Source organism: Winogradskya consettensis, from assembly GCF_018332715.1.
GTDB classification, from domain to species: Bacteria; Actinomycetota; Actinomycetes; order Mycobacteriales; family Micromonosporaceae; genus Actinoplanes; species Actinoplanes consettensis.
Genome location: NZ_BOQP01000005.1, coordinates 49850 through 71886, shown reverse-complemented (window position 1 = coordinate 71886; position 22037 = coordinate 49850). Strand labels below are relative to the sequence as shown.

Annotated in this window: 15 protein-coding genes; 4 read left to right on the top strand and 11 right to left on the bottom strand. The window is 71.9% G+C overall.

Annotation, left to right across the window (positions count from 1 at the left end):
• Positions 1-16 precede the first annotated feature (16 nt).
• The gene (locus Aco04nite_RS05515) at positions 17-3043 is read right to left on the bottom strand and encodes an AMP-binding protein (protein WP_212996096.1); all 3027 of its coding nucleotides are present in this window, start codon (positions 3041-3043) and stop codon (positions 17-19) included.
• The gene (locus Aco04nite_RS05510; protein ID WP_212996095.1) at positions 3043-6210 is read right to left on the bottom strand and encodes a non-ribosomal peptide synthetase; all 3168 of its coding nucleotides are present in this window, start codon (positions 6208-6210) and stop codon (positions 3043-3045) included. Before Aco04nite_RS05510 ends, Aco04nite_RS05515 begins: the two co-directional genes overlap by 1 nt.
• Positions 6211-6377: 167 nt before the next feature.
• Between Aco04nite_RS05510 and Aco04nite_RS05505 the strand changes: the two genes are divergently transcribed.
• Both Aco04nite_RS05505 and Aco04nite_RS49515 read left to right on the top strand, forming a co-directional pair.
• A complete protein-coding gene (locus Aco04nite_RS05505) occupies positions 6378-7529 on the top strand; it encodes a nucleotide disphospho-sugar-binding domain-containing protein (RefSeq protein WP_239159433.1) in 1152 nt (383 codons plus the stop codon).
• A gap of 4 nt (positions 7530-7533) precedes the next feature.
• Positions 7534-8706, top strand: coding sequence for a glycosyltransferase (locus Aco04nite_RS49515; protein ID WP_212996094.1), 1173 nt, complete (start codon positions 7534-7536; stop codon positions 8704-8706).
• A gap of 15 nt (positions 8707-8721) precedes the next feature.
• On the opposite strand, the gene Aco04nite_RS05495 is transcribed toward Aco04nite_RS49515, so the two are convergent.
• On the bottom strand, positions 8722-9510 hold the full coding sequence (locus tag Aco04nite_RS05495; RefSeq protein ID WP_212996093.1) for an alpha/beta fold hydrolase: 789 nt from the start codon (positions 9508-9510) through the stop codon (positions 8722-8724).
• A 263-nt stretch (positions 9511-9773) separates the two neighbouring features.
• Here Aco04nite_RS05495 and Aco04nite_RS05490 point away from each other — a divergent pair, with 263 nt between their 5' ends.
• Positions 9774-10499: a helix-turn-helix domain-containing protein gene (locus Aco04nite_RS05490; protein WP_212996092.1), complete on the top strand. Its 726-nt coding sequence runs from the start codon at positions 9774-9776 to the stop codon at positions 10497-10499.
• A 763-nt stretch (positions 10500-11262) separates the two neighbouring features.
• Here Aco04nite_RS05490 and Aco04nite_RS05485 read toward each other — a convergent pair.
• Genes Aco04nite_RS05485 through Aco04nite_RS05460 form a run of 6 tightly spaced genes read right to left on the bottom strand, consistent with a single transcriptional unit; the run spans position 11263 to position 16939 of the window.
• Complete coding sequence (locus Aco04nite_RS05485) at positions 11263-12069, bottom strand: tyrosine-protein phosphatase (RefSeq protein WP_212996091.1); 807 nt, start codon at positions 12067-12069, stop codon at positions 11263-11265.
• A 20-nt stretch (positions 12070-12089) separates the two neighbouring features.
• Positions 12090-13136 carry a methyltransferase gene (locus tag Aco04nite_RS05480; protein ID WP_212996090.1) on the bottom strand — a complete coding sequence of 349 codons (1047 nt, stop codon included), beginning with the start codon at positions 13134-13136 and terminating at the stop codon, positions 12090-12092.
• On the bottom strand, positions 13133-13609 hold the full coding sequence (locus Aco04nite_RS05475; protein ID WP_212996089.1) for an anthrone oxygenase family protein: 477 nt from the start codon (positions 13607-13609) through the stop codon (positions 13133-13135). The genes Aco04nite_RS05480 and Aco04nite_RS05475 overlap by 4 nt, the downstream gene beginning before the upstream one ends.
• A 2-nt stretch (positions 13610-13611) precedes the next feature.
• Positions 13612-14607 carry an NAD-dependent epimerase/dehydratase family protein gene (locus tag Aco04nite_RS05470; RefSeq protein WP_212996088.1) on the bottom strand — a complete coding sequence of 332 codons (996 nt, stop codon included), beginning with the start codon at positions 14605-14607 and terminating at the stop codon, positions 13612-13614.
• Entirely contained in the window at positions 14604-15587 is a 984-nt protein-coding gene (locus Aco04nite_RS05465) for a Gfo/Idh/MocA family protein (protein ID WP_212996087.1), read from the bottom strand. The genes Aco04nite_RS05470 and Aco04nite_RS05465 overlap by 4 nt, the downstream gene beginning before the upstream one ends.
• Positions 15584-16939, bottom strand: coding sequence for an NDP-hexose 2,3-dehydratase family protein (locus Aco04nite_RS05460; protein ID WP_212996086.1), 1356 nt, complete (start codon positions 16937-16939; stop codon positions 15584-15586). Before Aco04nite_RS05460 ends, Aco04nite_RS05465 begins: the two co-directional genes overlap by 4 nt.
• A 118-nt stretch (positions 16940-17057) precedes the next feature.
• Between Aco04nite_RS05460 and Aco04nite_RS05455 the strand changes: the two genes are divergently transcribed.
• Complete coding sequence (locus tag Aco04nite_RS05455) at positions 17058-17705, top strand: dTDP-4-dehydrorhamnose 3,5-epimerase family protein (protein WP_212996085.1); 648 nt, start codon at positions 17058-17060, stop codon at positions 17703-17705.
• On the opposite strand, the gene Aco04nite_RS05450 is transcribed toward Aco04nite_RS05455, so the two are convergent.
• Entirely contained in the window at positions 17666-21298 is a 3633-nt protein-coding gene (locus Aco04nite_RS05450) for an ABC transporter ATP-binding protein (protein WP_212996084.1), read from the bottom strand. The two genes, Aco04nite_RS05455 and Aco04nite_RS05450, sit on opposite strands and share 40 nt — an antisense overlap.
• Complete coding sequence (locus tag Aco04nite_RS05445) at positions 21295-22002, bottom strand: VC0807 family protein (RefSeq protein WP_212996083.1); 708 nt, start codon at positions 22000-22002, stop codon at positions 21295-21297. Before Aco04nite_RS05445 ends, Aco04nite_RS05450 begins: the two co-directional genes overlap by 4 nt.
• Positions 22003-22037: the final 35 nt, after the last annotated feature.

The following is a 22037-nucleotide window of genomic DNA, read 5'->3' as shown; positions in this document are numbered from 1 at the left end:
TGCCTCCTCGAAAAGATCAGACGGCGACGGGTACGGCCACCTCGGCGAGTTCCTCCAGCCACAGCGCGCCGAGCCGGCTGCCCCGCGCGTCGTCGAGCACGTCGGTGCGGAACCAGATCCGGGCACCCAGTCCCCGGTCGAGCCACAGCTCCAGGGTCAGTTCGAACGCGGAATGGTGATGACGGGGGACCGCCGATTCGCAGCGGGCACCATCGATGACCAGGTCCGGTGCCTCGTAGTTCTGCACGACGAAACCGGCCTGGCAGAAGGGATTGCGGTCACGGGTACGCGGTGCGCTCTCCCGGAGCAGCCGCTCGATCGGCATGTACTGGAAGCGCAACGCGGTGGCGAGCTGCTCGGCCGCCCGGCGCAGATCCGTCGCCGGGCCGGCACCGGGAACAGCTGTGAACCGTGCCGCGACCCCGGACGTGAAGCAGCCGATGACGTCCTCGGCGGCCGCTGTGGTCCGGCCGGCGACGGGGATCCCGATCGCGAAGTCGTCCGCCCCGGTGAACCGGCGCAACGCGCGCACCCACGCGGCCAGCAGCGCGGCCTGCACCGACCCGCCGGCCGCCGTGGCCGCCTGCTCGGCGGCCTCGCGCAAGCCGTCCGGCACGGGCACCCATACCTCGCCGACCTCCCCGGTCGCGGTGTCCGGGACCTTGCCCAGGGGCAGGTCGGGGACGCCGTCGAGCTCCCGGGTCCACGCCCGCAGGCGGTCGCGGTCGGCCGGTGACTCGCTCAGGTCCTGGGCCAGCCACGCTGCCTGGTAGTCGATCGGGGTACGGCCGGCGAGGCGGCCGGCGTACGCGTCGGAGAGTTCCCGGCAGAAGATCGCGCCGGACCAGCCGTCGAACGCGGTGTGGTGCACCGAGAACGTCAGCAGATGCGTCTCCGGGCCGGTTCGTAGTAACAGACCCCGGATCGGGAGGTCCACGTCGAGCCGGAACGGGCGCTCCAGGAAGTCCTGAGCGCGGCTCTGTGCCTCGTCCGGCGCGCAGTCCTGCACGGTGAGCAGGTCCGGCACGTCCGCGGGGGCGGTGATGACCGGGCGGATCCCCCGGTCGCCCTCGCGCAGGAGCCGGGTTCGCAGAGCCGAGTGCCGGCCGATGACCGTACGCAGCGCCGTGGCGAGCAGGTCCGCGTCGAGCGGCCCGTCGATGCGGTGCTGAACCGGGGTCAGGCCGTCGCCGTTGCCGGGGCTGCGCACCTCGAGGTACCAGAACCGCCACTGCGGCACCGGCAGACCGGCCTGCCACCGCGACTCCGACCGGGTCGTCCGGCGTGGCCCCGGACCGGCCGTGACCAGCGTGGCCATGTCCCGGGGCGTCGGGTGGTGGAAGATCCGCGCCGGGTCGACCTTGACCCCCGCGAGCGCGCCGAGCCGGTGCGCGACCCGGATCGCGGTGATCGACGACGCGCCGGCGTCGAAGATGTTCGTGTCCCAGCCGACCGGCACGTCGAGCAGCTCACGCACGATGTCGAGCACCTCGCCGGTCTCGCCGTCGTCCGCTGCCTGCGCCGCCGGGGAGTGAGCCGCCTGCGGTGCCGGGGTGGCTGCTTGCGGTGCCGGGGTGGTTGCCGCGGTGGCGATGCGGGCGAGCTCAGGCAGGTCGGCCTTGCCGTTCGGGGTGACCGGCAGGCTGGGCAGGCACACGACGAGGTCGGGAACGTAGCCGGAGGGGAGGAGTTCGGCGACCGCGGTGCGCACGGACGCGCCGTCCAGCGTGGAGACGACGCAGGCCACCATCCGTTGCACGGAGGTCAGACCGGTGCCGTAGGGCAGAGGGAGCACCGCGGTGGCCCCGACGCCGGGCAGCCGTTGGAGTGCCGCTTCGACTTCGGCGGGCTCTACGCGTACCCCACGGAGCTTGAACTGGCGGTCGCGTCGCCCCGCGATGCGCAGCAGACCGTCGGTGCCGATCGAACCCAGATCCCCTGTCAGATAGACGCGGGTGGGACCGCCGAGATCCACGGTGGGGAACTTCGCGCGCGTGGCCTCCGGATCGCCCAGGTATTCCAGGGCCAGGCCGTCGCCGGAGATCGCGATCTCGCCGCGCACCCCGGCCGGGACCGGACGCAGCTCGTCGTCGAGGACGTGCACGGCCGTGGCCAGCACGGGACGGCCGATCGGCACGTCACCGTCGTCGTCAAAACCGGCGAGGGGGAACGAAGTGGTGAAGATCGCCGATTCCACCGGACCGTACGCGTTGTGCACAGCGACCCCGGCCACCTCGTCACGGCACCGGCGCAGATGCGCGGGGGAGACCCGCTCGCCCCCGGTGATGACGGTGCGCGCCCCGGCGAACGCCTGCACGTCGGCGTCGACGATCGCGCTGAACAGCGTGGACGTCAGGAACATCGTGTCCGCGCCCCGCGCCACCGCCTCGCGCACATCGTCCGGGCCCGGATACCGCCCCCGGTGGATCACCGTGACGCCGCCGCGGGTCAGCGGTGCCCACACCTCCATCGCGAACGCGTCCCACGGGCTCGGCGCGGCCTGCAGCATGCCGTGACCCGCGCCGACGTCCAGGAGCGGGTCGAACGCCACCCGCAGGATCGCCCGGTGCCCGGTGAGCACCCCCTTGGGCACGCCGGTGCTGCCCGACGTGAAGAAGACGCAGCAGGCATTGCCTCTACCGGCGAACGGGACGGGGGGTGAGCCTTGCAATGCCTTCACCGGGATCCGCGTCACCTGCGAGGGGCGGGCCGGGTCACCGACACAGAGGCGGGCACCCGTCAGCGCCGCGATGTCCGCGTAGCGCGCGTCGGGCCAGTCGGCGTCCACGATGCTGTAGACCGCGCCGCACCTCAGGACGGCCAGGATGACCTCGATCAGCTCGGCGCCGCGGGGCAGGTCGACGAGGACGATGTCGTCCGGGCGTACCCCCCGCTCGTGCAGGCCGGCGGCGATCCGCTCGGCGGAGGCCACCAACTCGGCGTACGTCAGCGACTCCGAGCCGTCCCGCACAGCCTGCGCCTGCGGGGTCAACTGTGCCCAATGCCGCACCCAGTCATCGATGCGCCGTTCGTTGTAGGTCATCACTGCACCTCCGCCAGTCGTTGCAGTTCACGCATGTCGACCTTGCTGTTCGGGGTGAGCGGGAACGCGTCGACGAACGCCCAGCGGGCCGGGACCGCGTACGGTGCCAGCGTCTCCGCGCAGAACCGCTTGAGCTCCGCGGCGGCGTCGGCGAGCGGCTCGGCCAGCACCACACCGGCCAGCACCCGGCGGGACGCGTCGTCGCCGTCGGTCGTGCCCACGACGACATCGGCGATCGCCGGGTGCGCCGCGATCCGCTCGCGGATCTCCCCGAGCTCGATGCGGAACCCGCGCACCTTCACCTGGCCGTCGCGGCGCCCGAGGAACCGCAGCCGGCCATGGGTGTCCCAGCGGGCCAGGTCACCGGAGTGGTAGAGCCGCGGGCCGGTGCCGGTGCCGTCGACGTCGAGATTTCCGAACGCCGCCTTGGTCCGCACCGGGTCGTCGAGGTAGTCGATGGCGACGCCGGGGCCGAGGCAGCAGATCTCGCCGACCCCGCCGGGCGGCACGAGACCACCCGCCGCGTCGAGCAGCACGATGCCGGTCCCGTCGATCGGGCCGCCGATCGGGAGCTGCTCCTCGACCTCCGCCGGGTCGGTCATCGCATACTGCGTGGCGATGACCGTGCCCTCGGTCGGCCCGTACGCGTTCGCCAGCACCAGGCCCGGGAAGCGGGTGAGGATGTCACGGACCGGCTCGGCCGGCACCACGTCCCCGCCGACCAGCAGGATGCGCATCGTCGCGAACGCCTCCGGCCGGTATCCGGCGACCGCCCGGAACAGGGCAGTGATCAGCAGCGCCGTGGTGATCTCGTGGTTCTGCAGGAAGTCGGCCAGCCGGCCCGGCTCGGGCAGCACGTCCGGGAACGCCTCGATCGACGCGCCGTTCACCAGCGCCGGGAAGATCTCCCACACCGAGGCGTCGAACGACAACGGCGCGACCCGCAGCATCCGGTCACCCGGGCGGATCGGGAAGTGCACCGAGCGGTCCGAGAGCCGGGCCACCCCGCGATGCGCGATCCGCACGGCCTTCGGCAGACCCGTCGACCCCGAGGTGAAGACGAGATACGCGACCCGGCCCGGATCGTTGCCCGCCGGTGGTCGCACGTCCACCGGTTCGGTCCCGGCGACCGCGAGGCCGTCGACGGGTTCCAGCACCGGGCAGCCGACCGCCAGGTCCGCGAGCCGCTCCCGGCGGTCGGGGGTGGCCAGCAGCACCACCGGTCTGCTCACCGCGAGCATGTGGGTCAGCCGGGCGGGTGGGTTGGCGACATCCAGTCCCACGTACGCCGCCCCGAGCCGGAGAATGCCCATCAGCGCGACGGTCTCCGCGATGGACCGCGGCACCGCCACCGCCACCACGTCACCCTCGCCGACCCCGTGCTCGGCCAGCGCCACCGCCTGGTGGGCCGCCGCGGTCATCAGGTCGCGATAGGTGATGGACCGGCCGTCGTCCTCGCGTACGGCGACGTGATCCGGGTACGTCTGCGCCGTCCGCGAGATGAGCTGCCACAGGTCGTCGGGGCGCTCGACGTCCGGCCCGTTGCGGACCGCCTCGAGGATCGCCCGCTGCTCGCGGGACATGCCGCGCACGGTTCCCAGCCGGGCGTCGGGGTTCATGGCCAGGTCCGCGAGGGTCGCCTCGTACGCGGTGGCCAGGCCCAGCGCGTCCTGCGTGGTCAGCGCCGACGTCGCGTACTCCAGGACCAGCTTCGGCATGTCGCCCCAGTGCTGGACGAACAGCGACGCGTCGGAGGCGGCCCAGCCGGCGTACGACTCGTGCACCGTCGCGGTCAGCTCACCCGCGGTCATGTCGGCGGGCAGGATCTGGTCGTGCGCCGAGAACCCGATCTGCGCCAGCGGCATCCGGCGCCCGTCGACGACCGCGTCCAGCGAGCGGGCCAGCTCGCCGATCGGCACGTCCGCGAACTCCACCGACTCCACCAGCGACTGCGCGGTGGCCTGCAGGTATTCGCGCACGGGCCGGTCGTCGCGCACGTCGCAGCGGATCGGCACGAGAGCCGCGCACGGTGCGATCAGGTTCATCAGCCGGGCATCGGTACGCCTGCTCGTCGCCGTACCGATCAGGAACCGGGACTGCCCGGTCCGCCGCGCGATGACCAGCTGCCAGGCCGCGAGCAGCACCGCCGTACGCGACACCCCCGCGATCCGCGCCAGCGCCTCCGCGCCCTCCTTGGCCGCCGAACCCAGCCCGAACCGCAGCCGATCGCCGCGGAAGTCGAAATGATCGGGGCGCACCGCGTCGCTCGGCAGTTCCACCACCGTCGGGTAACCCCGCAACTGCTCCACGCGCCGGGTGGCGAGCTTGGCCAGCCGGCCCGATGCGAGGCCCTCCGCCCGGCGGATCGCCAGCAGCTCCGGTGTCGCCGCCGGTGCGGACGGCACCGCGGGCCCCCCGGCCAGCTCGCCGTAGACGTCGAGCAGCTCGCGGGTCAGCAGCCCGATCGACCAGCCGTCGGCCAGCGCGTGATGGAACACGAACGTCAGCAGGTGATGGTTCGGCGCGAACCGGGTCAGCAGGAACATCATCGGTGGCCGGCCCAGCGCGGCGGTGAAGTGCCTGCTCCCGCGGTCCAGCGCGCCGTTCACCACCTCCGCGGGGCTGGTGTCGGCCGGTGTCGGCGCGTGCTGACGGATCACGCCGGGCAGCCACTCGGGCAGCACCCGCCGGCTCCAGCCGTCACCCTCCTGCCGGAACGCCGTCCGCAGCGACTCGTGCCGGGCGATGAGCAGATGCACGGCCTCGGTGAGGGTCTGCACGTGCAGCGGGCCGGTGAGCTCCAGCCCGAAGACCTGGTTCTGCGATCCGTTGCCCATCAGCGCCTCGGCGTGCAGGAAACCCTGCTGCTCCGGCACGGGTTCGAGTTTCCACCGTGGATCGGGGTCCAGCTGCGGCGCGACCTGCTGTTCCGTCGCCTCCGGCACGGTGGCGAGCGTGTCGGCCAGCGGCTCGAAGCCCAGCAGGCCGAGGATGTCGACCGGGCGGCCCAGCTCGGTCTCGCAGCGTACGGCGGCTTTCATCGCATCGAGAGAACTGCCACCGAGTTCGGTGAATGACGCCGTCGCTGCCCGCCGGACCACGTCCTCGACCGGGCGGGACAGCACCGCCGACATGATCTCCACAAGCGGTGTGATGTCTGTGCCCACATGTCCTCCGACCATCGTTGCGCGAGCCCGGAGGCGATTCCGGGTCCGGGCGCAGCGTGCCGCCCGGCGATCGAGCCCTGCTCGACCACCGGCGGCTCGACCCGCACCCGAGCACGGCACGTCACCCTGGCCGGCGACCATGACGCGAGGATGGAGCCGCCGTGCGGATGATGTTCGTGACCTGGGCCTGGCCGACCCATTTCTTCCCCCTGGCCCAGCTCGCCTGGGCGGCGCGCGCGGAGGGCCACGAGGTTGTCGTCGCCGCCCCGCCGGAACTGAGCCCGACGATCACCGCGGCCGGGCTGCCCGCCGCCGCGGTCGGTGCGGGGCTCGACATCCGGCCGCTCGCCGGGCGCTTCTTCGCGTCCCTGGCCGCCCGGGACAGCCCGCTCGAATGGTCGGAGATGCGGGCGTGGGGGACGGGGAACCTGGCCACCTATCGCAAGATCGCCGCGGCGATGCTCGACGACACGGTGGCGTACGCCCGCGCGTACCGGCCCGATGTCGTGGTGCACGACCCGACCAGCTTCGCCGGGCCCATCGCCGCGGCGGACACGGGGGCGCTGCCCGTACGCCACATCTGGGGCGCCGATTACACGATCCGGACCCGGGAGTTCGAGGCCGCCGCCCTGGAACCACTCTGCGAACGCCTCGGCCTGCCCGGCGTCGACTCGGTGGGCGCGGTCACCGTCGACCCGTGCCCGCCGGGGATGCAGGTACCCGCCCCGGTGCGGCGCCTGCCGGTACGGTTCGCCCCCTACAACGGCGCGGCCGAGGTGCCGCGATGGCTGATCGGGCTCGCCGGGCGGCCACGCGTGTGCGTGCTCGGCAGCACGGCCGTCGCGTACTTCACCGACCGCCACGTCAGCCCGCTGCCCGTGGTCACCCGAGCCCTGGCCGGCACCGGCGTCGAGATCCTCGCCATCGGCGCCGACCGAGACCGCGGCGACCTCGGCCCGGGTGCGTCCCAGGTTCGCCACGTGCCCGCCACCGCGTTGCACCTGGTCCTGCCGCACTGCGACCTGCTCGTGCACCAGGGCGGCGGGGGAGCGATGATGACAGCCCTCGCCGCCGGGATCCCGCAGGTGACACTGCCGCTGTTCACCGATCACGTCTTCAACTCACGCAGGCTCGCCGCGGCCGGCGCCGGCCGGTGGATCTTCGCGAACAGCGCGGACGTGGATGGCGTACGCCGTGAGCTGCTCGACGTGCTGCACACGCCCGGCTATCGCACGGCCGCCCGCGCGCTGGGTGCCGAGATGGCCGCCCAGCCGCCCGCGTCCGATGTGGTCGCCCACCTCGCCGAAATGAGTGTCTGAGACCATGCGCATTCTCTTCACCACCCACCCGGCCAGCGGCCACCTGCGCCCGCTGGTCCCGATCGCGCACGCGGCTCTGCGGCAGGGCCATGAGGTCGCGGTGGCCGCGCCTGCGGTTCTGGCCGCCGAGATCGCGGGTTACGGCCTCACCCCTTTGACGGCCGGGTACGACTGGCGCTACGAGGTCTACGACATGATCCCGCCGGGGTACGCGGATTCAGGGCTGATCGAAGCTGCTTCGGCTTTCACCGCACTGGGCCGCCCCCTGACGGAGGCATTCGCCGGACACGTGGCGCGCGGCACCGCCCGCGACCTGCTGGCCACCGACTTCAAGCCCGACGTCATCGTCCGGGAGCTCGACGAACTCGGCGGCTACCTGGCGGCCGAGGCCTTGGGCATCCCGCACGTGTCGATCGCGTCGTTCGGCGGCCTCGACGGCGTACGCCCCGAAGTGCTCGGTCCCATCCTCGACGCCGGCCGCCAAGAACTGGGCCTGTCGCCCGACCCGCGAGGCGACCGCCTCTACGGCCATCTACACGCGAACTTCCTGCCTGCGCAGTACAGCGCCGCCGAAATGATCCTCCCGAACACCCGCTGCTACCGCCACCCCAACGCCGAGCAGCGCGACGGCCGCCTCGACGCGGCCCTCGCCGACCTGGACCTGAGCCGCCCGTTCGTCTTCGCCGGCTTCGGCACGGTCGTCTACAACCTGCCGGGCTCCGACACCCTCGTCGACGCGACGATCACGGCTCTCGGCGACGTCGACTGCACGGCGGTGCTCGCGGTGGGCTCGAACGGGCGGGTCGACCGGGGCCTGCCGATCCCGCCGAACGTCCACCTGGTCACGTTCGTCGAGCAGGCCCTGATCCTGGAGGCCTGCGACGCGTTCATCACCCATGGCGGCCTCAACAGCATGAAGGAAGCGATGCGCCTGGGCGTCCCGATGCTCTCTGTTCCCGCCCTCGGCGACCACCGTCACAACGCGACCCAGGCGGAGGCGCTCGGCATCTCCCGCACGGTCGCCCTCCGCGACGCCGACGCACCTACGCTGGCCGCCGGCCTCACCGACGTACTCACCAACCCGGGCTACCGCACCGCGGCCCGCCGCCTCCAACGCCACATCCACGCCCAGCCCCCGGTCGACGTCCTCATCGACGACATCGCGGCGCTGGTCTGACCTGCTCCGTTCCCTCTAAACCGCTGCCACTTCCCGGACCGCCGCGGCGACGGCCTCGTGATCCTTGCGCAGGATCATGCTGTGGTTGCTGGGGACCTTGGCGCTGATCCGGATGTGCGGGTTGCGGGCCACGACCTTGTCCAGACTCGCGCGGATCACCTCCTGCTCGTCGCCCTTGCTGCCGAGCGACGTGCCGGTGGCGAGGACGTAGCGGGTGGGGACGGTGATGCTGTCCATGACCGGGCCGAGCTCGCGTTCCAGGGAGATCTTCCCGAGCTCGATGTTGCTGGTGGCCTGCTGTTCGGCGCTCAGGCGCGGGACCAGGCCGGTCGGGCGCAGCAGCGGCATGAACCAGGCCATCCGCTTGAACATCTTCCGGATCCGTTCCTCCATGGCGTCGTCGAGCCAGTCGTGCGGCATCGCGCCGTCGACCAGGACCGCGCCGATCGCCCGGTCCGGGTTGCGGGCGGCCCAGTGCGCCCCGAGGAACGCGCCGTAGGACCATCCGACGACCAGCGCCCGGTCCACCCCGCGAGCGGCGAGGACGGCGTCGATGTCGCGGATGCCGGCCTCGAACGAGTAGTCGGCCGACGTCTTCGACTTCCGGCCGCGGGCACGCTCGTCGAAGGTTATGTGCCGCCGGCCGGAGCCGAGATCGGCGATGACTCTCTTCCAGTAGCCCTGGGTCGCGAACTGCCCGTTCAGGTAGACGATCGGGGTGCCGGTGCCGCCGGTGTCGGTGCAGGCGAGCGCGGTGTCGTCGATCGGGATCATGCCGGTCCACGGGGTGACGGTGCTGGTCATGTCGTGCTCCTGTTCGAGAGGCGAGCATTGCGAGGGCCGAGCGCTCCGGGGGAGCGGATGTTTCTGATATGAGAAACGCTACGTTGCTTTCCATCTAGCGGCAACAAGTTAATTGCAAATGTTCAAGAGTCTCGCTGCTCAGAGCCGTTACACCGTTGCAACCGTTTAGAAGTTAACGCAATGACGGGGCGGCTAGCCTTTGCAATGACCAGGAGTGAACGCTATGGTGGGCTGGGTTGTGACCGACTATCGAGGAGACCGTGATGCCGGGAGGCAGACTCACCCAGCAGGAGCGTCAGCAGATCGCGCTGGGCCTGGCCGATGACCTGCCCTACGCCGAGATCGCCCGGCGCCTCGACCGGCCGACCTCCACGGTCACCCGTGAGGTGATGCGCAACGGCGGCCCCACCGGCTACCGCGCCGACCTGGCACACCGGGCCACCGAGCGCCGCGCGCACCGCAGTCGTGCGGCAGCCGGCGGCCCCACATCGGGCGGCGGCCCGCAGGGGCGCGACACCGGCGCCGTCACCGACTATGCGGAGACGCTCACGACCGTGCTCATGGCCTCGGGCCTGTCCCGCATGGGTGCCCGCGTCCTGACCTGCCTCTTCATCACCGAGAGCGGCAGCCTCACCGCATCCGAGCTGGCCCTGCGGATGCAGGTCAGTCCGGCGTCGGTCTCCAAAGCGGTCGCCTTCCTGACAAGTCAGAGCCTGGTCCGCCGGGAGCGCGACGAGCGCCGCCGCGACCGCTACATCGTCGACGACGAGCTCTTCTACCAGGCAACCATCGCCAGCGCCCGAGCCAACGACCAACTCGTCGCCGTCGCCCGCCAGGGCGCCGCCGTCCTCGGCCCGGACACGAATGCGGCGGCCCGCCTCGAGAACGTCGCCCGCTTCCTGGACTTCATCAGCGAAAGCATCACCCGCGCCGCCGACCAGGCCCGAGCTGTCCTCCGCTCCGCCCCGGATCCCTCAGATGCGCCCTAGGGCGCATCTGAGGGATCACGACGGCCTGCGTCGGGTCCAGCTTCCGTCTCGCGGCGCGCGATGAAGGGGTGAATACAACACCGGTATTCACCCCTTCATCCCCCTTGCGACACGAAACCTGGACCTCGCCGCAGACTCGCCGTGATCCCTCAGATGCGCCCTAGCGTCCTGAGTCTTGATCCGTTTGCAGTAGGTGGAGAGGGCTGCAGGATCTGGCTACGGGGCACGAAGTTGCGCCGAAGTCTGCTGTGCCGCAATCTTCTGCGCGTCAGGTGTCAAGCGTGAGCCAATCACGTCTGGCCATGAAACCTACGTTCTTCGCGTCAGACGTGATTGGCCGGCTTTGAGGAGCAACACCGCAGAAAGTTGTCGCATCCCGGTGTCCAGCGCAACATTCAGCCACGCGGCATGGACGGCGACAACTCGGTCGCGGCCAGTGGCGGTGGTGGCGGGGTCCGCGATTGTTCGGCCATGACACCGACCAGCCGGGCGACGTCATTGGCAGCTAGGTGGTCAGGATGACCCGTGACAATGTCCGCGGCCGGCCAGGATGTGACTCGCCGGCTCGGGATACTCACGGCCGCAACGCCGCGAGGCGCAATTTCGTGCCTCGCGCTCGTGAGGGCGATGCCGCCGGAGAGGGTTCCCGCCGACCCTCGTAACCGGCCGGAGCGACTCGGACAGAGCCGGACCGACGTGGAGACACGAGCCGCACGGCGAAGGCCGCCGTCCCTCGGATCGGGGGCGGCGGCCTTCGTGGTTGTCAGGACAGGAGGCTCGACTTGAGGGCGGTGATGTCGCCCGCGTCCAGGCCGAGGCCGATCTGGACGAAGGTGGCCCAGTCGCCGTAGATCTCGTCGACCTTGGCGAACGCGGCGTCGAGGTATTCGGTGAAGAGGTACTGGCCGCCGAGCGTCTGGTTGCTCAGCAGGAATTCCGAGTTCACCTGTGCGCGGGGCACGCCCAGGACGGTCATGAGGACCGCGGCCGTCCAGCCGCTGCGGGCGGAGCCTGAGTCGCAGCCGAAGAGCAGGGGCTGGCCGCCGGGGATGGCCAGCATGCGCAGGACCGAGCCGACCGAGATCACGGCCGACGAGAACGACACGTACGACTGGAACTCCGCGATCACCGAGGCCGTGACCTGGCCGGCGACGGGCGGGCCGTACGGGTTGTCCTCCGTGTCGTTGCCGACCGGGGCGAGCCAGGGCTTGACCGTGCCCACCTTGCCCTTGCCGAACAGGTAGCGTTCGGCGTCGTTGCGCAGGTCGAACGCCCATTTCACGCCCAGCGCGGCGAGCTGGCGGGTGCCGGTGGTGGTCAGCCCGGCCAGCGTGCCCGAGCGGAAGACCTTGCCGCTGCGTACGCACTTGCCGTCCGCGGTGACATAGCCGCCCAGGTCGCGGCTGTTGCTGGCGCCGTCCAGCGTGATCGCCGTCCCGGGGGTGCGCTTGGAGCCCCCGGCCGACGGAGCGGCTGAGGCGGGGGAGACGCGCAGGGCGGGCACAGCCGCCAGGCCGAGACCGGCGGCGCCGGTGGCGAGCAGGCGGCGGCGGTTCAGGGTGAGGGTCATGGGAGTCCGATCTATGTGGATCATCGGGGTTTGTGGCCGATGACGAGGGTGTCGGTGGAGCCGAGGCCGTGGACCTCGGTGGTGGTGCAGCCGGCCGCGGTCAGCCAGGCCTGGCAGTGCGACGCGGGGTATTCGGAGCCGCCCTCGGTGACCAGCAGCATGTTCAGGCTGACCAGGGTCCGGGGGAGGTCGGCGGGGGTTTCGGGGAGCATCGCGTCGTAGATCAGCAGGGCACCGCCGGGGGCGACCGCGGCCCAGGCCCGGGCGACCAGGGCGGCGCGCTCCTCGGGGGACCAGTTGTGCAGGACGTGGCCGAGCATCACGACGTTCGCGGTGGGCAGGTCGTCGTGGAAGAAGTCACCGGCGTGGAACGTGGCCCGTTCGGCGACGCCGAGCGCCGTGGTGTGTTCCTGGAACGGCTCCGCCATCGGCGGCAGGTCGAAGACCGCACCCCGAAGCTCCGGGTACGCGCCGAGCAGGCGTCCCACCAGGTTGCCGCGGCAGCCACCCACGTCGAGCACGGAGGCATACGCGGACCAGGGGAACGCCCGGATCAGGTGCGGCGCGACCAGGCCGCTGGCCGAGTCCATCATGGTGAGGTACGCGCTGCGCTGCGCTGGATCCGCGAGCATCCGCAGGAACGCGTCCGGTCCGGCGCCCGCGGTCTGGGGCTGTCCCGTCCGTAGTGCGGCACCGAGCTGACCCCACGCGGGATACAGCATCCGGGACGCGCGGCGCAGGAAGCCACCGATGTAGCGGGGAGTGCCGGGCACCAGCGTCTCGGTGGCTACGTCCGTCAGCGTGTAGACGTCGCCGGTCAGCTCGATCAGCCCGAGCAGCACCAGGCCGTCGAGGAAATCGCCCGTGCCGCGCCCGTCGAGCCCGAGCCGCTCGGTGATCTGCTCCTGCGTGGAGGGACCGTGGCTGCCGAGGTCGGCGAAGAGGCCGAGTTCGTCGGCGGTGAGCAGCAGCTGCGCGTGACAGAACGCGTTGGCCAGGCGCTTGACGTCGGTGGGGGTGCGCAGCGCGGCCGCGGCGACCGGGGCGGGTGCGGGGGCAATCGTCATGACAGGCTTCCTTCGAGCGCGGGGTGGATGAGGGACAGCGCGGCGAGGGCGTGAGCCGTCAGCGCGGTGAGGGCGAACGAGGTCCGCAGCAGGTGCCAGCGCCGCCACGCGGACCGGGGGTCGGCCCAGCCGTCCGGCAGCGGCCCGGCGGGGAGTGACCGCACCCGCCGGTTGATGGGTACGTTGCCGAGCTGGGAGGTGGCGGCGACGCCGGCCTGCAGCACCACGGCGGCGAGCAGCAGGACCCGGGCCGGGCCGCCGACGGCCGGAGCGACGATGAGGTCGCCCGCGCTGGTCGCGATGACGATGAACGGCATGACCCGGTCGAAGCCGGCGCCGACGACCCGGTGGATCCGCACGTACTCGCCGGCCGGGACCGCCGCGAACGCCGGGACCACGCCCACGGCGACGCCGAACAGCGTCCCGGCCAGCAGGCCCGATCCGATCAGTGCGGCCGCGAACAGGAAAGACATGGTCACCTCCGGTAGGTCGAGATCGACTGTGCGGCACCGGCATCCACGCGGGATCGATCGCCGATCGAGTGCCGAACGTCGATCTCCGCCTGCCACAGGTCGGTGACCGCACGGTCGATCGGGCGGCGGGCCTGCCAGCCCAGCAGCCGGGTGGCGGTTGCCGGGTCGACGGCCAGCCAGTCAGCGACGGCGCCGGGGGAGGAGGGTGCGTCGGTGCGTTCGTCGACCCGGGCCGGGACGCCGCTGGCGGCGATCAGCCCGTCGACCAGCTCGCGCACGCCGATCGCGGAGCCGCTGCCGATGTTGATGAGCTGCCCGGGCTCGCCGTGGACCGCGGCGGCGACCACGGCGTCACCGAGGTCGCGGACGTCGAGGTAGTCACGCTGGGCATGCAGTGGGGCCAGGACGATCCGCGCTGTGGTTCCGTCACGCCGGGCGGTGCTCAGCGCGTGGGCGACCTTGCCGAGCAGGCTGGCGGCGTCGACGCCGGGGCCGACCGAGTTCGTCACGCGCAGCACCAGCGCGGGAACCTCGGCCGCCTTCTGAACGGCGCGTGTCGCGTGCAGTTTGGCCGCGCCGTACGGGGTTGCCGCGTCCACCGGTGAGCGTTCGTGGAGCAGCGCCCGGCCGGAGACCGGGGCGTACTCCATGACGCTGCCGAGGTGGATCAGCCGGGGCTGCGAGCCGAGCAGGGGCCACGCCGCGAGGAGCCGCTCGGTGGTGCCGGCCAGCGCGTCGTGCAACGCGGTGCCGCTCAGCCCCCAGTAGGCACCGGCGGCGTTGATGACGACGTCCGGCTCGGTGCTCCGCAGCGCCGCCGCCACGGTTGCCGGTGGGGCGGAAAGGTCGAGGTTGGCGTACGCGAAGCCTGATCTGTGGGGGTGTCGGGCCGCGACCGTGACGTGCCAGCCGGCAGCAGCGAACGCGGTGGCGATGTGGCGTCCGGCGAAGCCGGTGCCGCCGAGGACCGTGACCCGGCGATGAGGGAAAGATGTCACCGAGAGCTCCCTGAGGTGATGGTCGCGAAGGACCGGATGTCGTCGACCGCGGTGGCCTGCAGCAGCGAGCCCGGGCCCGGCTCGGATCCGGTGCGGACCCGGGTCACGAAGGTGCTCAGGCACCGGGCGAACTGGTCGTCGGGCGGCAGATCGAGGGCGTGGCCGGGGGTGTCGTCGTTCTGCAGCCAGACCTGCGGCGCCAGCTCGGGCGGCGTGGTGAAGGCGCGTTGCACGCGGATCGAGCCGCGGGTGCCCGTCAGCTCGTAGTGGCAGGAGTAATCGCCGTCCATGCCGAAGACCAGCCGCGCCTCGGTGCCGTCCGGGCCGCACAGCCGGGCCGTGCCACCGAGGTCGACGGCGCGAACCGGGTCGTGGCGCAGCGTCGCGGCGTCCACCCGCAGCCCGGGGCCGAGATGCAGCAACGCCGCCCGGATCGGATAGACGCCCTGGTCCAGCAGCGATCCACCGCCGAGCGCCGCCTGGTAGCGGATGTCGCCGTCCGGTCGTGGCGGCACGCAGAACGACGCCTGCACGCTGCGCAGCTCGCCGATGCGGCCCGCGAGCACGAGCCGGGCCACCGCCGTGTGCTGGGAGTGGAACGGGAAGGTCATGTTCTCCGCGAGGACGAGGCCCCGGGCGGTTGCCAGCCGCAGCAGCCGCTCGGCGGTCGCCCGGTCGGTGGCCAGCGGCTTCTCCGCGAGCACGTGTTTCCCGGCCGCGAGGCAGCGCTCGATCCACGGCCCGTGCAGCCCGGCCGGCAACGGCAGATACACCGCGTCGACGTCCGGGTCGTCGAGCAGCGCGGCGTACGAGCCGTACGCGCGGGCGCCGTACTGACCGGCGAGCCACGCGGCCCGGTCCGGTGCCCGGCTGGCCACCGCGACGAGGACGGCGTCATCGGGGATCGTGCGCAGCGCGGGCAGCGTCCGGCGTACGGCGATGTCGGCCGCCCCGAGCACCCCGATCCGCAGCGGGATCATCGGACGGCACCCAGCCCGGCCAGCAGACTGCGCGCCTGCACGTTGACGTAGTACGGGTGCTGCAGGAGCGCTCGCAGCTGCCCGGGTGTGACCCACCGGAAGCCGGGTGGCTCGTCGAGCGGGAAACCGCTGCCCACCTCGATCACCTGGTAGCGGTTGGTCGCGTGGTGGAACCGGCCGCCCTCCTCGGACTGCACGCTGTCGTAGCGCAGCGCCGGCCCGGTCGCGGCCAGCACCTCGTCGAGGAAGCGCGGCCGGAGCCGGTCCGGGGCCCCCGCGAAGTTTGCCGGCAGTGCCTGGAACGTCGGCGCGAGCTCGGCGACGTCGCGTACCCCGGCCTCGATCTTGGCCTGCACGAGCAGGTGCGGCACCCCGCCGATCGGCCGGGTCAGGAACGCCGCGATGCCCTGCCCGACCGGCGCGATCAGCGGCTGTGTCCAGTGCCCCACCTCGCGGTTGCCGGCCGCCGCCTCGATCGCGACGACCTCGAAGAACCGGCCCTCGTCGTGCCGGATGGCGTCGGCGCTGCGGTGCCAGCCGGTGATCCCGCGCAGCGGGACGAGCCGCTGCTGCAGGTCGGCGCGGGCCTTGACGTCGGTGAGCCAGCGCAGCAGCTCGCCGCCGGAGTGCCGCGCCGGGCCCTCGTCCCCGGCGGGCTCGGGCACGCAGGACAGCACCGAGCGGGCGTCCATGTTGATCACGTTGTCGGCCCGGAGCAGGCGGCGGACCTGCGCGAGGGTCAGCCAGCAGAAGTCGGGGTGCTCGGGGACGTCCTCGGTCACCTCGACGATCATGTTGCGGTTGCGTTTGTGCAGGAACCAGGAGCCCTGCTCGGACTGCAGCACGTCGACGAGCACCCGGCTGCGGCCCGGCTGGGTGAAGTAGTCGAGGTGGGTGATCGGCCGGCCGCGGTGCACGCCCACGTAGTTGCTGCGGGTGGCCTGCACGGTGGGGGACAGCTGGACCAGGCCCACGTTGCCCGGTTCCATCTTCGCCTGCATCAGCAGGTGCAGGACCCCGTCGAACTCCTTGACCGCCAGGCCCAGGATGCCGATCTCGCTCTGCTGGATGATCGGCTGCATCCAGGCGTGCGGGGTGCCGGTGCGTACGCTCAGGCCCTCGACGGTGAAGAACCGGCCGGTCTCGTGGACGAGGTTGCCGGTGCCGGGATCCTCGTGCCAGCCGCGCAGTCCGGCGAGCGGGATCCGCTCGACGGCGAAGCGGGACGCGTGGCGCCGCCCGGCGAACCATCCGTCGAACTCGTCGTCGCTCAGCAGAGCTCCGGTCGCTCTCGCCGACGCGGCGAACCGGTCGGCGAGAGCGGGACGGGTGAGCACCGTCGGTCGTGCCATGAAAGCCTCCTCCGGCTCGGCGCGGGTCGCCGTGCCAGGGTCGGGTGCCACCGTCGAGGGCTGGTGGAGCGCCGGGGCTCGACCGGCTCTCCAACCGCGGCACCTACCGTCGCGCGGCATGGCAGATCGCAGGTACACCAGCCGTAGCCTGGACATCCACGAGCTCGACATCCCCGACGTCTTCGTGCTGACCTCACGCGTCTTCGCCGACGACCGCGGGGAGTTCGTCGAGTCCTACCGCGAGGACGCGCTGAGCGAGGTCCTCGGCCGCCCGTTCCGCATCGCGCAGACCAACCACTCGGTGTCGCACGCCGATGTCGTCCGGGGCGTGCACAGCGCCCGGGTCCCGCCCGGCCAGGCGAAGATCGTCAGCTGTCTGCGCGGGGAGATCCTCGACGTCTCCGTCGACCTGCGGGTGGGCTCACCGACATTCGGCCGGCACCTGGCCGTACGGCTGCGCGCCGGCGAACCACGCGCCGTGCTGCTCGGCGAGGGCATCGGGCACGCGTTCCTCGCCCTGCGCGACGACACGCTGGTGCAGTACCAGTGCTCCACGGGCTACGTGGCGGGGGACGTCATCGCGGTCGACCCGCTCGATCCCGACCTGGCACTGCCGTTCGCCGGCCGGACGGACCTGATCATGTCGCGGGTCGACGCCGGGGCGCCGTCGCTGACCGAGTCCGTCCGGCGCGGATTGTTACCGTTCTACGAGGACTGCCGGGCCCTTCAGGCCGGGACGGTCGCGGCGGCGACGAGCCGGCTGTAGGGACCGCCCGCGGTGCGCAGCTCGGCCGGCGGGCCGAGCTCCACCAGGCGGCCCGCGCTGAGCACCGCCACCCGGTCGGCGTCCTCCGCGACCGCCAGCCGGTGCGCGATCACCACGGTGGTCCGGCGCCCGGCCATCCGCCGCATCGCGTCGTGCACCGCCGCCTCCGCGGCCGCGTCCAGGTTGGACGTGGCCTCGTCGAGCAGCAGCACCACCGGGTCGACCAGTTCGGCGCGGGCCAGGCAGAGCAGTTGGCGCTGCCCGGCGGACAGGGACGCGCCACGCTCGTCGAGCACGTGCCGGTAGCCCCCGTCTAGCCCGGCGATCATCTCGTGCGCGCCGGAGCGACGGGCGGCCCGTTCGACCTCGGCGTCGGTCGCGTCCGGGCGGGCGTACGCGATGTTGTCGCGCACCGATCCCGAGAACAGGTACGGCTCCTGCGGCACATACCCCAGCCGCGCCCGGTAACCGCGCTCGTCGATGTCCCGCAGATCCACCCCGTCGACCAGCACCGCGCCGCTGACCGGGTCGTGGAACCGGACGATCAGCTTCGCCAGCGTCGACTTGCCCGAGCCGGACTCGCCGATCACGGCCAGCGTCTCCCCGGCGGCGATGCGCAGATCGATGCCGCGCAACGCCTCCCGGCCGTCCGGGTAGGTGAACCCGACACCGCGCAGCTCGATCTCTCCACGAAGAACCGCGGGGCGCACCGGATCGGTGGCCGGGCGCACGCTTGCCTGCTCGTCCATCAGCTCCTGCACCCGGCGCATCGAGACCCGCGCCTGCTGCCACGAGTCGAACAGCGTCGACATCTGCTGCACCGGGGTGAAGAACAGGTTGATGTAGAGCATGAACGCGACGAGCGCGCCGACCTGCAGGTGACCGCGGCCGATCAGCCACGCCCCCGCCCCGAGCACGAACACCGCGGCGACGTCGGCGAGCAGCTCGACGAACGGGAAGTACAGCGAGGCCAGGCGCTGGGCGGCCATCCGGGCGTCGACGTAGGCCCGGGTCGTCTCCTCGAACCGGCCGCGGCGGCGGTCCTGCTGGCCGAAGACCTGGGTCTCGCGGACGCCGGCCAGGCTCTCGCGCAGGTCCGCGTTCATCGTGGCGACCTGTTCGCGGGCGTCCGCGTACGGTTTGCTGCTCAACCGCTGGAAGATTGCCGTCACCAGCACGAACGGCACCAGCACCACCGAGGTGAGCAGGGTCAGCGCGGGGCTCATCCAGAGCATCGCGGCCAGCACGCCGGCGAACGTGAACACCGCGACGACGGCCTGCGCCAGCCCGGACGAGAAGACGCCGGTCAGCGACTCGACGTCGGTCACCACGCGGGTCATGATGCTGCCGCTGCGGTGCCGCTCGTAGAAGTCCAGCGACAGCCGTTTCAGGTGCACCCAGACCCGCAGGCGCAAAGCGATCACGATGCGCTGCCCGAGCCGGCCCGAAACCAGGGTCATCGCGCGTACGGCGAACAGGTCCGCGACGGCCACCAGCGCCATCACCGCCACCACGATCACCAGCACCCGCCCCGACCCGCTGCGTACGCCGCCGTCGATGCCGTGCTCGTAGAGATAGGGACCGGCCACCGTGGTCGCCGCGCCGAGGACGAACAGCGGCACGCTCACCGCCAGCGCCGTGCGGTACGGCGCCAGGAACCGGCGCAGCGAGAAACGTGACTCGTCCTCGGCCGCCGCCCGGTCGATCGACGGGTCCTCGTCGGCCGGTGGCAGGGTCGCCAGCTTGGCCATCATCTCGGCCGCGGCGGGGCTCACCGCTCGTGGCCGGGGCGTACCCCAGGCACTGTCCTGCTCTTCCAGCGCATCCTCGGCCTGGTCCGCCTCCGCCGACGCCAGCAGCTCGGCGTAACGGGGGCAGCGGGCGATCAGCTCGTCGTGCGTACCGTCGTCGATGATCCGCCCGTCGTCGAGCACGGCGATCCGGTCGGCCAGGGCGAGCGTCGCCCGCCGGTGCGAGATCAGCAGAGTGGTACGCCCGAGCGTGGCGGCCCGCAGCCCCGCGACGATACCGGCCTCCACGTGCGCGTCAACCGCACTGGTCACGTCGTCGAGCACCAGCACCGGCGCACCCGTGACCAGCGCCCGCGCGATCGCGATCCGTTGCCGCTGCCCGCCGGAGAACCGCGAGCCGCGCTCGCCGGTCTCCGAGTCGTAGCCCTCGGGCAGCGCCGCGATCAGGTCGTGGACGCCTGCGGTGCGGGCGGCGGCCACGATCTCGTCGAACGGCGCGTCCGGGCGCCCGTAGGCGATGTTCTCCCGCACGGAACCGGCGAACAGGAACGACTCCTCGAAGACGATCGCGACCTGCCGGCGCAGCGAGGAGAGGGTCACGTCGCGGACGTCCTGCCCGTCGATGCGTACGGTCCCGCCCTGCGCCTCCCGCAGCCTCGGCAGCAACAGCGCCGCGGTCGACTTGCCGGAGCCGGACGCCCCGACCAGGGCAACCGTCTCGCCCGGCGCGATCGTCAGGCTGAACCCGTCGAGGACCGGCTCGGCGTGCGGATATCCCGCCCGGACCCCGTCGAACGTGACCACGCCGGCGGTGACCCGCAGCTCGCGGGCGTCCGGGGCGTCGGCGATCAACGGCACCGAGTCGAGCACCTCGAAGATCCGCGTCGCCGCCGCGCCGGCCCGCTGCGCCGTGCCGATCAGCCCGGCAACGATCCGGGCCGGGGCCACCAGCATCATCAGATAGCTGGCGAACGCGAGGAACGTGCCGACCGAGATGCGGTGCTCGAGGGCGAGCCAGCCGCCCAGGGCCAGCACGGCGACCTGGCCGAAGCGCGGGATCGACCCGAACAGCGACTCGTACTTCGCGCTGAGCCGGGTGAGCCGCATGCGCGCGCCGTACAGTTCGCGCGAGTTCTGCACCATCCGTTCCTGCTCGCGGTCCTGCTGCCCGAACGCCTTGACGACCCGGATGCCGCTCACGGTCTCATCGACGGTCTGGGCGAGCTCACCCTCGCGCTGCTGCACGTCCCAGGAGGCGGGCTGCACGACCGCGCGCATCCGGGCGGCCACCCACGTGAGCACGGGCACCATGACCAGCGTGACCGTGGCGAGCAGCGGCGACAGCACGAGCATGGCGATCAGCGCGACCACCGTGAAGATCAGGGCACCGATCACCTGCGGCACGTTGGCGAGCACCCGGACGAGCACCCCGGCGTCGGAGTTGACCCGGGAGACGAGCTGGCCGGTGGGCAGCCCGTCGCGGGTCGATTCGTCGAGGTGCTGCAGCCGGGTGTGCACCTGGTTGCGGACCTCGTACTGCAGCTCCGCGACGGCGCGGGCCTGCCGGTAGAGACAGATCCGCTTGGTGACGAAGACGCCGATGCCGAGCAGCAGGTAGACGACCAGCCCCGGCCAGATCGGTGCGCTGTGCGTGAGGATGGCATGGTCCACGACCCACTGCTGCGCGAGCGGGGTCGCGGCGGAGAAGACCGCACCGGCGGTGATGAAGGCCGTCGCGACCAGCAGGCCGCCGATCTGCCCGCCGACCAGCTCCAGGTTGCGCCGGACCGCGGCCTTGTACCGGCCGTCGGGCCGGCCCGGGTCGTGCCGGAACCATGTCACAGGGTGCTCCGCGCGATGGCTGCCTGCCGGTGAACGGCTGCCATCAGGGGCCGCCCGAGTCGCCGGGTGAGCAGGATCAGGATGACGAGCCCGCCGAGCGTAGGCACCTGACCTGCGAAGACGCCGACGGTGAGCGGCACGTGGTAGACGATGACCACCCGCAGGACGGCGCTGATCAGGAAGCCGATACCCCAGATGAGGTTGAGCAGCTTGAGCCGCGCCACGAACTCGGGTTCGTGCTCCCACGCCGTGCGCCAGGACGCCGCCAGCTCCGGGTCACCCTTGGTGATGAACGGGCCGGCGACGTCGAAGACCAGCGGGCGGCCGACGAAGTTCGTGATGATCCCCCAGGTGCCGCCCAGCGCGGGGATGAGCGCCGACTTGGCCAGGATCAGCCGCGGGTCGCCGGTGATGAGCACCAGCACGATGGTGGCGGCCATGATGAGGAGCATCAGGACGGAGAACGCACTGATCCGGCGCTCACGCACAGCCAGGTAGAGCACCCGCAGCCCGGCGGCGAAGGCACCGGCGGTCAGCGCGATGACCGGCGACACCCCCAGGACCAGGTGGAGCAGGACAAAGCTGATCATCGGTGCGGCCATGTCGAGGGCCATCGGCAGGATCGCGGCGAGCTGCCGGCGGCGCCCGGGCGGTGGTGTGGTCCGGGTCTTCGCTGCGGGTACGGGTCCGGCTTGGACAGCCATCGTGGACTCCTTCTCAGAACGAGGGCAGCAGCCAT

Excerpts from the sequence above, each read along its gene's own strand:
- Aco04nite_RS05515 (WP_212996096.1), bottom strand. The coding sequence starts at position 3,043 with ATGACCTACAACGAACGGCGCATCGATGACTGGGTGCGGCATTGGGCA.
- Aco04nite_RS05505 (WP_239159433.1), top strand. The coding sequence starts at position 6,378 with ATGATGTTCGTGACCTGGGCCTGGCCGACCCATTTCTTCCCCCTGGCC.
- Aco04nite_RS49515 (WP_212996094.1), top strand. The coding sequence starts at position 7,534 with ATGCGCATTCTCTTCACCACCCACCCGGCCAGCGGCCACCTGCGCCCG.
- Aco04nite_RS05495 (WP_212996093.1), bottom strand. The coding sequence starts at position 9,510 with ATGACCAGCACCGTCACCCCGTGGACCGGCATGATCCCGATCGACGAC.
- Aco04nite_RS05490 (WP_212996092.1), top strand. The coding sequence starts at position 9,774 with ATGCCGGGAGGCAGACTCACCCAGCAGGAGCGTCAGCAGATCGCGCTG.
- Aco04nite_RS05485 (WP_212996091.1), bottom strand. The coding sequence starts at position 12,069 with ATGACCCTCACCCTGAACCGCCGCCGCCTGCTCGCCACCGGCGCCGCC.
- Aco04nite_RS05480 (WP_212996090.1), bottom strand. The coding sequence starts at position 13,136 with ATGACGATTGCCCCCGCACCCGCCCCGGTCGCCGCGGCCGCGCTGCGC.
- Aco04nite_RS05475 (WP_212996089.1), bottom strand. The coding sequence starts at position 13,609 with ATGTCTTTCCTGTTCGCGGCCGCACTGATCGGATCGGGCCTGCTGGCC.
- Aco04nite_RS05465 (WP_212996087.1), bottom strand. The coding sequence starts at position 15,587 with ATGATCCCGCTGCGGATCGGGGTGCTCGGGGCGGCCGACATCGCCGTA.
- Aco04nite_RS05460 (WP_212996086.1), bottom strand. The coding sequence starts at position 16,939 with ATGGCACGACCGACGGTGCTCACCCGTCCCGCTCTCGCCGACCGGTTC.
- Aco04nite_RS05455 (WP_212996085.1), top strand. The coding sequence starts at position 17,058 with ATGGCAGATCGCAGGTACACCAGCCGTAGCCTGGACATCCACGAGCTC.
- Aco04nite_RS05445 (WP_212996083.1), bottom strand. The coding sequence starts at position 22,002 with ATGGCTGTCCAAGCCGGACCCGTACCCGCAGCGAAGACCCGGACCACA.